This is a genomic window from Streptomyces sp. NBC_00306 (genome assembly GCF_036169555.1).
Taxonomy (GTDB): domain Bacteria; phylum Actinomycetota; class Actinomycetes; order Streptomycetales; family Streptomycetaceae; genus Streptomyces; species Streptomyces achmelvichensis.
This window is the reverse complement of record NZ_CP108032.1, coordinates 6478259-6490560: the sequence shown is the minus strand read 5'-3', so window position 1 is coordinate 6490560 and position 12302 is coordinate 6478259. Positions and strand designations below refer to the sequence as shown.

General features: G+C 68.3%; 12 protein-coding genes and 1 pseudogene. 3 read left to right on the top strand and 10 right to left on the bottom strand.

Annotated elements, in window-relative coordinates:
- Positions 1-410: 410 nt before the first annotated feature.
- Entirely contained in the window at positions 411-1667 is a 1257-nt protein-coding gene (locus tag OHA05_RS28895) for an IS110 family transposase (protein ID WP_328863471.1), read from the bottom strand.
- 453 nt (positions 1668-2120) lie between these two features.
- Here OHA05_RS28895 and OHA05_RS28890 point away from each other — a divergent pair.
- Positions 2121-2544, top strand: a pseudogene (locus OHA05_RS28890) (transposase); the annotation flags it as partial.
- A 5-nt stretch (positions 2545-2549) separates the two neighbouring features.
- Here OHA05_RS28890 and OHA05_RS28885 read toward each other — a convergent pair.
- The 7 genes from OHA05_RS28885 to OHA05_RS28855 form a co-directional block, all read right to left on the bottom strand.
- A complete protein-coding gene (locus tag OHA05_RS28885) occupies positions 2550-2951 on the bottom strand; it encodes a DUF6896 domain-containing protein (RefSeq protein WP_328862120.1) in 402 nt (133 codons plus the stop codon).
- Positions 2952-3290: 339 nt separating this feature from the next.
- A complete protein-coding gene (locus OHA05_RS28880) occupies positions 3291-3854 on the bottom strand; it encodes a hypothetical protein (RefSeq protein WP_328862119.1) in 564 nt (187 codons plus the stop codon).
- Positions 3855-4006: 152 nt separating this feature from the next.
- Positions 4007-4684, bottom strand: a complete 678-nt coding sequence (locus OHA05_RS28875; protein WP_328862118.1) for a potassium-transporting ATPase subunit C — start codon at positions 4682-4684, stop codon at positions 4007-4009.
- A 4-nt stretch (positions 4685-4688) separates the two neighbouring features.
- Positions 4689-6833: a potassium-transporting ATPase subunit KdpB gene (gene kdpB / locus OHA05_RS28870; RefSeq protein WP_313943367.1), complete on the bottom strand. Its 2145-nt coding sequence runs from the start codon at positions 6831-6833 to the stop codon at positions 4689-4691.
- Entirely contained in the window at positions 6830-8494 is a 1665-nt protein-coding gene (gene kdpA / locus OHA05_RS28865; RefSeq protein WP_328862117.1) for a potassium-transporting ATPase subunit KdpA, read from the bottom strand. Before kdpA ends, kdpB begins: the two co-directional genes overlap by 4 nt.
- Before the next feature lie 8 nt (positions 8495-8502).
- Positions 8503-8592, bottom strand: coding sequence for a K(+)-transporting ATPase subunit F (gene kdpF / locus OHA05_RS28860; RefSeq protein WP_063801986.1), 90 nt, complete (start codon positions 8590-8592; stop codon positions 8503-8505).
- Positions 8589-8741, bottom strand: coding sequence for a hypothetical protein (locus tag OHA05_RS28855; RefSeq protein WP_313943369.1), 153 nt, complete (start codon positions 8739-8741; stop codon positions 8589-8591). The genes kdpF and OHA05_RS28855 overlap by 4 nt, the downstream gene beginning before the upstream one ends.
- 306 nt (positions 8742-9047) lie before the next feature.
- Between OHA05_RS28855 and OHA05_RS28850 the strand changes: the two genes are divergently transcribed.
- Positions 9048-9839, top strand: coding sequence for a hypothetical protein (locus OHA05_RS28850; RefSeq protein ID WP_328862116.1), 792 nt, complete (start codon positions 9048-9050; stop codon positions 9837-9839).
- A gap of 23 nt (positions 9840-9862) precedes the next feature.
- Here the strand turns inward: OHA05_RS28850 and OHA05_RS28845 are convergent, their stop codons facing one another.
- Positions 9863-11029 (bottom strand): PP2C family protein-serine/threonine phosphatase, encoded by a 1167-nt coding sequence (locus tag OHA05_RS28845; RefSeq protein WP_328862115.1) that lies wholly within the window; start codon positions 11027-11029, stop codon positions 9863-9865.
- A 102-nt stretch (positions 11030-11131) separates the two neighbouring features.
- Here OHA05_RS28845 and OHA05_RS28840 point away from each other — a divergent pair, with 102 nt between their 5' ends.
- Entirely contained in the window at positions 11132-11629 is a 498-nt protein-coding gene (locus tag OHA05_RS28840) for a MarR family transcriptional regulator (protein WP_313943372.1), read from the top strand.
- A 157-nt stretch (positions 11630-11786) separates the two neighbouring features.
- Here OHA05_RS28840 and OHA05_RS28835 read toward each other — a convergent pair whose 3' ends face one another.
- Positions 11787-12218 carry a MarR family winged helix-turn-helix transcriptional regulator gene (locus OHA05_RS28835; protein ID WP_328862114.1) on the bottom strand — a complete coding sequence of 144 codons (432 nt, stop codon included), beginning with the start codon at positions 12216-12218 and terminating at the stop codon, positions 11787-11789.
- Positions 12219-12302 lie beyond the last annotated feature (84 nt).

Genomic DNA, 12302 nt, shown 5'->3' with positions numbered 1-12302 from the left:
TGATGAAAAAACGTTTCCTCTCTGAAGAGATTCTCTGCGCCAGGTCGGCTAGAGGTTGCGCCAACGCCCCTCATGCGAATGCGAGTTGCCGGGAATGCAATTGCATTCTGGTTCTCGTGAGAAATGGGCAGTTGGGCACACGCCCGACGAGACGTCAGCGAATCCGCCGGTGTCCTGTTCGTGCTGCGGACCGGTGCGGCATGGCGGGACGTCCCGGCGGAGACCATGGGGGGCTCCGGTGTGACGGCCTGACGCCGACTGCGGGACTGGACCGAGGCCGGCTTCCGGCCCCGCCTGTACGCCGCCCTGCTGAGGGAGCTTCGCCGCGCCGACCCGCTGGCCCCTGGACGACTTCTCCGTGGACAGATCGCACGTCCGGGCCCTCAAAGACATCTCAGGGGGCTATGAAGTCAAGCCGCCTGCTCGGTTGGGGGTGACAGGAGCGGTGCGAAGGCGTGCTGTTCGTCAAACTGCTGTCGGGTCTTGAGGCAGTGGTGGAGCTGGCCAAGGAAGCGGTTCAGCAAGTGCCTTTGTGCGGCGGCATGCCAGTCACCATGCTCGCGTCGGCGCCGGTAGTGCGCGTTTGCTCCTGGTGAGGCGGTAAGGGCGGCGAAGGCCCAGAGGAAGCCGGCATTGATGAGGCGATTGTTCTTGACGAACCGGCGGCCGACGAAACGCTTCTTGCCGGAAGCCCGGGTGATGGGGGCGGATCCGGCGTACGACTTCAGCGCCCTGGCGTCGGCGAACCGTGCCCGGTCGTCGCCCAACTCGGCGAGCACGCGGGCACCGAGCATGGGCCCCAGGCCGGGGAAGCTGAGCAGGATCTCGCTGTCGGCGTGCTGGTGAAAGGCGGCCGTGGCCGCCTCCGCGAGATCGTCTGCGGCCTGGCAGGTGGCGTCCAGCTGCTTGAGCAGGGCCAGGAGCTGGTGACCGAAGGCGTCCTCGACGCTGGGGAGCTGGCGGGCGCACTCCGCGCGAAAGACGTCCCGCAGCCGCTCGGCTTCCGCGTCGCAGCCGCGGAGGCGGCCACTGCGTTTGAGGGCAGCCCGCAGCTGGGCGAGGGTGAGCTTCGCGGCCTTGGCCGGAGTCGGCGCCAGAGTGAGGATAACGCGGGCGTCAGCCCTGGTCAGACCGCCTTGCTTGCTCTGGAAGGCCAGGAGAGCAGCAGGGTAATACTCGCGCAGGAGTGAGCGGACCTGGTTGGCGACCTGCTGCCGAGTCCAGACGGCATCCTGCTGTGCTCGGGCCAGGACCGTGATGGCCTGGACGAGTTCGGTGTCGGCCGGCAGAGGCCGGTGGGCGTGCATGTCGGTGCGCAGGATGTTCGCCAGGACAAGTGCGTCGCCGGGGTCGGACTTCTTTCGGCTGACGCCGTGGCGGTCGCGGTAGCGCGCGGCGGCGAGCGGGTTGATCGCGAAGACCCGACGGCTGCCGGTGCGCAGGCTCGCGACCAGGAGACCGTGGCTGGTCTCGATGGCCACCGGTATCGGATCATCTGGGCTGTCGCCGTGCTCGGCCAAGAGGTCCAGGAGCTTGTGGTAGCCGGCAAGGTCGTCGGTGATACGGGCTTGGGCGAGCAGAGTGCCGGCTTCGTCGACGAGGGCGACGTCGTGGTGACGCTCTGCCCAGTCGATGCCACAGAACACGGTCAAGCTGTCCTCCCAGATCCGTCCGTCTATACAGGTCACAAGCACATGCGGGTCACGCGGCGCCCTAATCCAAGGACTCGTTGGTCCGCCATCTCAGTAGCCGTTCGCGACACCAGCGAACTCCAGGGGCTCGATCTTTCGGCAGAGCTCACGGGCTCGCGGATGAACAAGAGGTCGACCCTGGAGAGGGCTCGCGCCGTGACGATTAACGTCCGACCTGGCCCCGCGAGTTTCGCGGTGACCACGGAGGCGCCGGGCTGCGCCGCTCTTGACAGAAGCCTCAAGGGCCCGGGGAAACGGAGGCATCAGCCCGGCGCCCGCGTCATCACCGCGGACCCCGCAACGGACAGCGATACCGCTCTTTGAGGAGGCCTTGACGGCCAGGGGGGATCCAGGCATTCGCTGTCCTATGCGAGCAGCTAGCCCGGGGCGTTGCATGGTCCCGGGCCGTCTGCTTACGCACTGGATTAGGGGGGTTACGTCGGCCCCTCACCCGTCGACCGCGCCCGCCCCGGCTCCAAGCACCACCTGATCGTCGACCGTCACGGAACGCCGCTCGCCGTCACCCTCACCGGCGGCAACCGACACGACGTCACCCAGCTCCTGCCCCTGCTGGACACCGTCCAGCCGATCCGGGGGGCTGCGATGACGCCCCCGTCGCGAGCCCCGACGCCTGTACGCCGAGCGGCACAATAATTGCCCGACGCGGCGTCGCCCACGGCTGCGGACTGGTCAAGGTGCGCTGGGTGGTCGAGCACGCTTTTGCCTGGCTGCACCAGTTCAAACGGCTCCGCACCCGGTACGAAGGACGCGTCGCCGATCCCGATCTCCACAGGGCCTGCTCGAACTGACCTGCAGGCTCATATCCCTCCACCGCCTACGAACCTCACCCTGAAGCGATCAGTTGGCTACCCGGAACCACCCCGGCCGCACCTCGTGCAAAGGCGGTCGCAGCGACCGCACTGCGGACCACAACTCGTCATCCGTGACGTCAACCGTGTCCGGCAGGCTCAGTCCGTAACAGCGCAGCCGCCAAAGGTCGAAGACTTCACTCCCGTCGACTGCGAAGTCCACCTCGACCTCAGTGCCGTTGTCACTGACGAAGCGGCAGCCCGCCCCATGAACCGTGTAGGAGTAGGCGCCGATGTGATCACTCCGCCTGATCCGGCGCGAACGGGCCAGGCCGACGACGTCCGCCATGCGCTCAAGCGAGGGGATCGCGACCCGCACGGCCTCATCAATCGCGCTCAGAGCGCGTACGTAGCCGAGCACGAGGTCTCGCGCAGCCCCCACCCGTTCCATACCGCGCCATCCCCCTGAGCCCGTCCGTGGCCGGCGAGATTGTTCCATGGGGCCGCCGACGTCTCCGCAGGACGGCATTCTGAAGCGATCAGTAAGATCCGGACCATACGGGGGCCGAAGCCCGCCAACTCTCCCACCGACGGTGCTTATGTGCCGGTCAGAGGTATGAAACCACGCGTGCCGCGCGGACTTCGACGGATCCGCGCCGGCCAGCAGCCCGCTCTCCAACTGGATCCGGCCCACGGGCTCCTCGCGAGAGGGCGGGCTTCGACGGTGAACCGGGACCGCATGTCCTGAGCGAGCCGACGGTGAAGGGCCTGCACGGGATCGGCGGCCGAGTCAGAGGTCGTTGAAGGTCCAGAACAGGCCGACCTCGGTGTCCGACATGACGACGAGGCCGCAGTCCTCCGTGTAGTGGGTCATCGGACTGTATTCCAGGCTGTTCAGCGTGAAGTCGAGAGTGCCGGGCGCGCTGCCGGTCATGCTGACGTTGGTGCGACAGGTGGCCGCGTCCCCGTACCGTTCGACGATCGTTCGCGCCGTCGCGCGCAGTTCGCTCTCGGACTCGGTGAAGTGCTGGAGGTTGGCCAGGGTGCAGCCGCCCTCGGTGAGGGCGAGGAGCAGGTTCTCGGCACTGTCCCGGTCGATCTCCTTGAGGCGCGGCGTGACGTACTCCGTGGGCCGGATGATGAACGGGTACGTGGGGAACCGTTGGCCCTCCGGAGTTTGCGCCGGGTCGTCGATGTGTGCCCAGCCCCGGGGGTCGGGGGCAGTGCGGGACATCACCGCGAGGACGTCGAGCGTCGAGTCCTCGTTGCGGCGCGGACCCGTGGCGACGTACGAGTAAGCGTCCCTGTACAGGTGGCGTACCGCTGCGTCCCAGGACGCCTGGTCGACGGACATGTGGTGCGGGCCCTTCTCGGCGACGTCAGAGCTTGTATGGCATCGACGTCATGACGGTGAACGGCGGTTGCGGCGGCTGACCCGGTCCACATGGTTCTGCGGCCCGCACCCTCCTGTCAGGGTGCGGGCCCGCAGACGTTGTCCGGCGACGGTCAGCGTCCGCCGGTGAGCTCCTTGAGCGCGATGTTGAGTTCGAGGACGTTCACCGTCGGCTCGCCGATGAAGCCGAGGGTCCGGCCGTCGGTGTGGTCCTTGACCAGCTTTTCGACCTTGCCGACGTCGAGGTTGTTCTTCTCGGCCACCCGGTGGACCTGGAGCTCCGCGTACTGGGGGGAGATGGCCGGGTCCAGGCCGGAGCCGGAGGAGGTGACGGCGTCTGCCGGGACCTCGGAGGGCTTGACCTTGTAGGTGGCGGTGGAGTTGTCCTTGACCACCGCGGCCTTGGCGTCCTTGACCCACTGGATCAGCTCGGGGTTGTCGCCCGAGCGGTTGGTCGCTCCTGAGAGGATCAGCGAGTACTGGGTGTTGACGCTGTTGCTGCCCAGGCCGTTGGACGGGCGCGGCTGGAACCACTTCAGGTCCGGGGCCGGGGCCTCCTCCGGGTCGTTGGGGTTCTTCGGCGGAAGGTTGTACGTCTGCCCGATCAGTTCGGAGCCGACGACCTTGCCGTTCGAGGACACCTCGGACCCGTTGGCCTTGTTGTTGAAGAGTGCCTGGGCGACCCCGGTGATGGCGAGCGGGTAGATCACGCCGCAGACGACGGTCAGGACGAGGAGGGCGCGCAGCCCTGCCCCGATCAGCCGTGCCGTGCTGCCGACAGAGTTGTTCATGACGTCACCCGATGCCAGGGATGAGGGAGATGAGCAGGTCGATGAGTTTGATGCCGATGAACGGGGCGATGAGGCCGCCGAGTCCGTAGATCCCGAGGTTGCGGCGGAGCATCTTGTCGGCGCTGGTCGGCCGGTACTGCACGCCCTTGAGGGCGAGCGGCACGAGCGCGACGATGATCAGCGCGTTGAAGATGACCGCGGACAGGATCGCCGACTCCGGCGAGGACAGGCCCATGATGTTGAGCTTGTCCAGGCCCGGGTAGACCACCGCGAACATCGCGGGGATGATCGCGAAGTACTTCGCGACGTCGTTGGCGATCGAGAAGGTCGTCAGAGCGCCTCGGGTGATGAGGAGCTGCTTGCCGATCTCGACGATCTCGATCAGCTTCGTCGGGTTGGAGTCCAGGTCCACCATGTTCCCGGCCTCCTTGGCGGCCGAGGTACCGGTGTTCATGGCCACTCCGACATCCGCCTGGGCCAGCGCGGGGGCGTCGTTCGTACCGTCGCCGGTCATCGCGACCAGCTTGCCGCCGGCCTGCTCCCGCTTGATGAGCGCCATCTTGTCCTCGGGCGTGGCCTCGGCGAGGAAGTCGTCGACACCCGCCTCCTCGGCGATCGCCCGGGCGGTCAGCGGGTTGTCACCCGTGATCATGACCGTCTTGATGCCCATGCGCCGCAGTTCGTCGAACCGCTCACGCATGCCTTCCTTGACGACGTCCTTGAGGTGGATGACACCCAGGATCCGGGCGCCCCGGTCGTCCTCGACGGCGACCAGCAGCGGGGTGCCGCCGGCCTGCGAGATCGTGCCTGCGAGGGTGTCGGCGTCGTCGGAGACGGTGCCACCGCGCTCGGCGACCCAGGCGATGACCGAACCCGCCGCGCCCTTGCGGACCTTGCGGCCGTCGACATCCACACCCGACATCCGGGTCTGGGCGGTGAAGGCGATCCACTCGGCGTGCGCCAGTTCGCCCTGGTGGCGCTCGCGCAGCGCGTACTTCTCCTTCGCCAGGACGACGATGGAGCGGCCCTCGGGGGTCTCGTCGGCGAGCGAGGAGAGCTGGGCCGCGTCCGCCAGGTCGGCCTCCGTGACTCCCTTGACCGGGACGAACTCGGCGGCCTGGCGGTTGCCGAGGGTGATGGTGCCGGTCTTGTCGAGAAGGAGGGTGGAGACGTCGCCCGCGGCCTCGACAGCGCGGCCGGACATGGCCAGCACATTGCGCTGGACCAGCCGGTCCATGCCCGCGATACCGATGGCCGAGAGCAGTGCGCCGATCGTGGTCGGGATCAGACAGACCAGCAGTGCGGTCAGCACGATCATGGTCTGTTCGGCGCCGGCGTACTTCGCGAACGGCTGGAGGGTGACGACCGCGAGCAGGAAGACGATGGTCAGCGAGGCGAGCAGGATGTTCAGCGCGATCTCGTTGGGTGTCTTCTGACGGGCCGCGCCCTCGACGAGCGCGATCATCCGGTCGATGAACGTCTCACCGGGCTTCGCCGTGATCTTGATGACGATCCGGTCGGACAGCACCTTCGTACCACCGGTGACCGCGCTGCGGTCACCGCCGGACTCACGGATGACCGGGGCCGACTCGCCGGTGATGGCCGACTCGTCGACCGATGCGACGCCCTCGACGACGTCACCGTCGCCGGGGATGATGTCGCCGGCCTCGCAGACGACCAGGTCGCCGATGCGCAGCTCGGTGCCGGGCACCTGCTCCTCCGCCCTGCCGTCCTTGGTCAGACGGCGGGCGACGGTGTCGGTCTTGGCCTTGCGCAGGGTGTCGGCCTGCGCCTTGCCGCGGCCCTCGGCCACGGCCTCCGCCAGGTTGGCGAAGATCGTGGTCAGCCAGAGCCAGGCGGCGATCGCCCAGCCGAACCAGTTGGTCGGGTCCGTGATCGCGAAGATCGTCGTCAGCACGGAGCCGACCAGGACCACGAACATCACGGGCGACTTGATCATCACCCGCGGGTCGAGCTTCCTGAGGGCGTCCGGCAGGGACGTGATCAGCTGCTTCGGGTCGAACAGACCCCCGCCGACGCGGGCCGCGTCGGGCTTGTGACCGGTGGGCGCATCGCTGTGAGGCGCCCGGGTCGGTGTGGCAGTGGACATGGAGCGGGGCTCCTCGTGCTTCTTCGTTGCGGGGGTCATGACGCCAGTCCTTCGGCGAGGGGGCCCAGCGCCAGTGCCGGGAAGTAGGTCAGACCCGCGATGATCAGGATGGTGCCGACCAGCAGGCCCGCGTAGAGGGGCTTGTCGGTCCGCAGGGTGCCCGCGGTCGCCGGCACCGGCTTCTGCTCGGCGAGGGAGCCCGCCAGGGCGAGGACGAACACGATCGGCAGGAAGCGGCCCAGGAGCATCGCGAGACCGAGGGTGGTGTTGAACCACTGCGTGTCCGCGTTCAGACCCGCGAAGGCCGAGCCGTTGTTGTTGGCCGCCGAGGTGTACGCGTAGAGGATCTCGGAGAAGCCGTGCGCACCCGAGTTGGTCAGCGAGTTCACCGGGGTCGGCAGGACCAGCGCCGCGGCGGTGAAGCACAGCACCAGCGCCGGGGTGATGAGGATGTAGCAGGCCGCGAGCTTGATCTCGCGGGTGCCGATCTTCTTGCCGAGGTACTCGGGGGTACGGCCGACCATCAGGCCCGCGATGAACACGGCGATGATCGCCATGATCAGGATGCCGTAGAGACCGGAACCCGTACCACCGGGGGCGATCTCGCCCAGCTGCATCCCCAGCATGGTGATACCGCCGCCGAAGCCCGTGAACGAGGAGTGGAAGGAGTTGACCGCGCCGGTCGAGGTGAGCGTCGTGGCCACCGCGAAGATCGACGAGCCGCCGACTCCGAAGCGGGTCTCCTTGCCCTCCATCGCGCCGCCGGCGATGTCGAACGCCGGGCCGCCGTGGTGGAACTCGGTCCACATCATCAGCGCGGTGAACCCGATCCAGATCGCCACCATCGTCGCCAGGATCGCGTAGCCCTGCTTGACCGAGCCGACCATCTGGCCGAAGGTGCGCGTCAGCGCGAACGGGATCAGCAGGATCAGGAAGATCTCCAGCAGATTGGACAGGCCGTTCGGGTTCTCGAAGGGGTGGGCCGAGTTGGCGTTGAAGTAACCGCCGCCGTTCGTGCCCAGCTCCTTGATGGCCTCCTGCGAGGCCACCGCGCCGCCGTTCCACTCCTGCGTGCCACCCATGAACTGGCCGACCTCGTGGATCCCGGCGAAGTTCTGGATCGCGCCGCACGCGACCAGGAGGATCGCACCGATCACGGCGATGGGCAGCAGGATGCGGACGGTGCCGCGGACCAGGTCTGCCCAGAAGTTGCCCAGCTCACCGGTGCGGGCGCGGGCGAAGCCCCGGACGAGGGCGACCGCGACGGCGATGCCGACGGCGGCGGAGACGAAGTTCTGCACCGCCAGACCGCCGGTCTGGACGACGTGGCCCATGGCCTGCTCGCCGTAGTACGACTGCCAGTTGGTGTTCGCGACGAAGGACGCGGCGGTGTTGAACGCCTGGTCCGGGTCGATCGAGGCGAAGCCGAGCGAGCCGGGCAGGCTGCCCTGGAGCCGCTGGAGCAGGTAGAGGAAGAGGACGCCGACCGCGGAGAAGGCCAGCACACCGCGCAGATAGGCGGGCCAGCGCATCTCGGCGGACGGATTGGCGCCGATGGCCTTGTATATCCACTTCTCGACCCGCAGATGCTTGGTCGAGGAGTAGACCCGGGCCATGTAGTCGCCGAGCGGGCGGTACGCCAGCGCCAGCGCGACGATCAGCGCGAGCACCTGGAGCACGGCGGCGAGGATGGGACTCATGACGGGGCTCAGAACCTCTCCGGGTACACAAGGGCGAGGACGAGGTAGCCCAGCAGGGCGACGGCCACGATCAGGCCGACGATGTTCTCGGCAGTCACAGCTTCGCCACCCCCTTGGCGATGAACGCCACCAGCGCGAAGACCGCGATCGTGATGACGACGAAGGCCACGTCGGCCATCGTGAGCTCCTCAAAGAGAGGCGGAAAATGTTCGGACCTCTTGAGGAAACCTCGTCCCCCGGCGGACATGTCTGTCGTTGACGGGTCTCTTACGGCCATCGGCGCTGCCTTGACGGCTTTCTGACGTCCACCGCTCCGACCTGTGAGAATGCGGTCCGGCACTCCGCCGTTCGGGGGTTGCCGGCCTCGCCGAGAGGGCGGTTTTCCGCCATCTGACCGGCGTCCGGGCGACACGGCCGGGCGCCCGCCGGATTCGGGCCGCGCGCCTGCGCCCTGCCACGCGTCCCATGACTCCGTCGCCCGCGGAAAGGAACGGCACGGCCCCGCGGCATTCCACGATTCCGGCCGACCATGGGTCACACTGACGGTCAGTCAATGCCCGACCGGAAGGCTCTGGACGTGCTGGTCAGAAATCGCATTCGCGCATTTCTTCTCGTCTTCTCCTGCGCCGGACTTCTGCTCACGGGGTGTTCGGCGGGGCCGGACACCGGCGGCGCTCCCGACCCGGCGAACGCCCCGCGCGTCACCGCGTCGCCGCGCGGACAGGCAGGGGCGCAGGTGAAGAAGGCGGACGCCGGTGTGATCCGGGGGCTGGGACCCGTCACCAGCTCCCGCGTCCCCGCCGGCACACGGCAGGCACTGGTCGTCACCGGGGCGGGCGTGGATTCCTCCATCGCCTCGGCGGTCCTGTACCAGCGCGAGACGGGCCGGCCGTGGGCCGCGGTGGCGGGCCCCTGGCCGGCGCACAACGCACTGCGCGGGTGGACGGACGACCACGTCGTGGACGACCTGCGCTCGCCCGTCGGTGTCTTCTCCCTGAGTGACGCCGGCGGACGGCTCCCGAATCCCGGTACGAAACTCCCCTACGACCAGGACGAGCAATTCACGGAATCCGGTATCGGCTTTCTGGGTGAATCGCTGGAAGGCTCTTTCAACTACGTCGTCGCCATTGATTACAACCGCATTCCCGGTACGTCACCGCTGGACCGGAACCGGCCCGAGGGCGAGGAAAAGGGCGGCGGTATCTGGGTGCATGTGGATCACGGCGGACCCACGCGCGCGTGCGTGTCGCTGGAGCAGCCCCACATGGTGGATCTGCTGCTCCGGCTCGACCCGGCCAGGAACCCGGTCATCGTCATGGGCGATGTGGCCTCACTGATGCGCTGACCCGGCGGACGGCCGCCTGCTCGTCAGGGGCGGCCGTGCCAGTCGAGGCACACCACCATCGCGTCGTCGTCCGCCTCGCCCTCCCCGCGGTGCCCGGAGAGCTCCTTCAGAACGGCGCCGGGTACCTGGGAGGGGGGCAGCAGACGGGTGGAGGTGATGGCCCGGGCCAGGGCCTTCTCGCCGTAGCGTTCGCCGGCGGGCGAGAGGACGTCGTAGACGCCGTCGCTGGCGAACAGCAGGCGGTCGCCGGGCTGCACCTGGAAGCGCTGGGCGGTGTAGATCGTCTCCTCGAACATGCCGAGCGGCAGCTGGGGTTCGAGTTCGATGGGCTCGATCCGGCCCTGCCGCATGCGCCACATCTTCGGGGATCCGGCGTCGACGATCTCCACGTCTCCGGTGGCGAGGTCGAAGCGCAGCAGGAGCGCCGCGACATGGACGATGCCGTGGTAGTGCCCGTAGACCGCCTGGTCGGCGAGGAAGGCCTGATCCACGAGCGAGAGTCCCGCACGGCGGGCGTTGCGCAGTCCGTTGATGGCGAGGTTGGTGAGCAGGGCGGCCTCGATGCCCTCGCCCATGCCGTTGGTGAGCGTGAGGGTGAACTGGTCCGCGTCGCCCGACCAGTCGAAGTTGTCACCGTGTGTGGAGTACGCGGGCTCCAGCTGGGCGCCGATCTCGTACTCCGGGCGGATGCGGGAGCGGCCGGGCAGGAGCTGCCACTGCATCTCGGCGGCGAGCGTGAGCCTGGTGGCGCGGCTCGCCTCGAGGAAACGGTCGGTGTCCCGCCCGGCCACGATGATCTCGTGTCCCAGGATCTCCGCGATGTCCGTCAGTTCCCGCTCGGCGTCGGGTGTGAACCGGTCTGCGGGGAGTTCGACGGTGAGGACTCCGAGGCGGTCGCCGCGGACGCTGACCGGCAGGTGGACGGTGCACTGCTGCGACCGCTCGTCCTTCTCCACATGGGGCTGCTGGGCCCCGAAGGCGCGGCCCTGCCCGTTGGCGTGGGCGGGGACCGAGTGGTCCGCGCCGGAGGGGACGTTGACGGGCTGCAGTATGGTCATCGCGTAGTCGGCGAGGAGCAGATCGACGGAGACGGCCGCGTAGTGGGCGGCAAGCGCGCCCTGCACTGCCTCGAGGAGTGCATGAGGCGCAGCCCCGCGCAGCGCACGTTCCACGGCCGTGAATCTGTCCACCGTTCGATTACCACCTGTTCGGGAAGAATGAGCAAAAGGACCGGATGGCCTCTTATGTCTCAGCGACTGACAAGGCCGTTGCGAAGTGTCACAGTTGGGGGCATGCATTCCGAGACTTCTTCGAACGACGATCGGGCTGCCGCCGTCCACGCAGCCCGTGAGGTCATCGAACTTCTCGAAGTGCTCTGGCACCAAGGCCGCGACGCGACGTCCACGGCCCCCGTCTCGTCCTCGCAACTGCGCGTGCTGTACATCCTCGACCGCGACCAGCCCATCAACCTGCGCACACTCGGCGAGGTCCTCGGGTCGGCACCCTCGTCGGTGAGCCGGATGTGCGATCGACTCGAAGCCCTGGGCTTCATCCAGCGATCTCCCAGCTCAGCCAGCCGCCGCGAGCTGGAGCTGCGCCTGTCGGGCCGGGGTGAGAGCTACCTCCGGGATCTGCGGATCCGGCGCGAAGGCGCACTGCTCGAGGTCATCTCCAGCATGACACCCGCGGAGCGTACGGCGCTCGTGGACGGCCTCGGCGGCTTCCGCTTCGCCTTCGAGGGCGCGCCCTCGAAGGACGGACGGGCGGGCACCGCGGCGGAGTCCGCCTGACCGGGACGTTCGGGAGCGGGATCCCTGCACGGTTCACCTGCCTTGTTCCGGAGCGTAGGGACGGCGCGGAGGCACGGACACTGATCCGCACGAGGTCAGATTGTTTCCTTTGGTGGACAGTTGTCAAACGACAACCGTTGGTCCTGCGCCACTGCCATCAGCTTCCGGGGGACGACAGCGCCCGGATCAGGTGGGCGCGCGCGATGGTGCACGCGACCCCGAAGGCCTCCACCTCGGGCCCCGACGCGGGCAGGGCCGCCCCGATCAGATCCGCCGTGCGCGCGTGATGGCTGCGCACCTCTTCCGCGCCTGCCGGGCTGAGCTCGACCAGCGTCCTGCGCCGGTCCTTCGGATCGGCGCGCCGCGCGAGCAGCCCGGCACTCTCCAGCCGGGCGCACAACCGGCTGGTGGAGGGCGCGGTGGTACCCAGTGCCCGCCGCAGCTCGGCGGGGCAGTCGGCTCCGCCCTGCACGGCGACCAGAGCCCGCAGCCACAGGTGGGGATGGGGCGCGGTGAGGCCGGCGTGCTCGGCCAGGGCCATCAGCGCCGCTACCGCCGTCTCGCTGCCCGCCGGAGCCTCGACTTCCACTTTGGCTGCATCTCTGCCTTCCCGGGGTATCAGCGCTTCACTGTCGCTCATCACACGTTCGGGTCGAGGTTCGCTGTCGTACTG

Bases quoted from the DNA above. Each gene is read 5' to 3' on its own strand.
- OHA05_RS28850 (WP_328862116.1), top strand. From the start codon at position 9,048: ATGCCCGACCGGAAGGCTCTGGACGTGCTGGTCAGAAATCGCATTCGC.
- OHA05_RS28840 (WP_313943372.1), top strand. From the start codon at position 11,132: ATGCATTCCGAGACTTCTTCGAACGACGATCGGGCTGCCGCCGTCCAC.
- OHA05_RS28875 (WP_328862118.1), bottom strand. From the start codon at position 4,684: ATGAACAACTCTGTCGGCAGCACGGCACGGCTGATCGGGGCAGGGCTG.
- kdpB (WP_313943367.1), bottom strand. From the start codon at position 6,833: ATGACCCCCGCAACGAAGAAGCACGAGGAGCCCCGCTCCATGTCCACT.
- OHA05_RS28855 (WP_313943369.1), bottom strand. From the start codon at position 8,741: ATGTCCGCCGGGGGACGAGGTTTCCTCAAGAGGTCCGAACATTTTCCG.
- OHA05_RS28880 (WP_328862119.1), bottom strand. From the start codon at position 3,854: ATGTCCGTCGACCAGGCGTCCTGGGACGCAGCGGTACGCCACCTGTAC.
- OHA05_RS28885 (WP_328862120.1), bottom strand. From the start codon at position 2,951: ATGGAACGGGTGGGGGCTGCGCGAGACCTCGTGCTCGGCTACGTACGC.
- kdpA (WP_328862117.1), bottom strand. From the start codon at position 8,494: ATGAGTCCCATCCTCGCCGCCGTGCTCCAGGTGCTCGCGCTGATCGTC.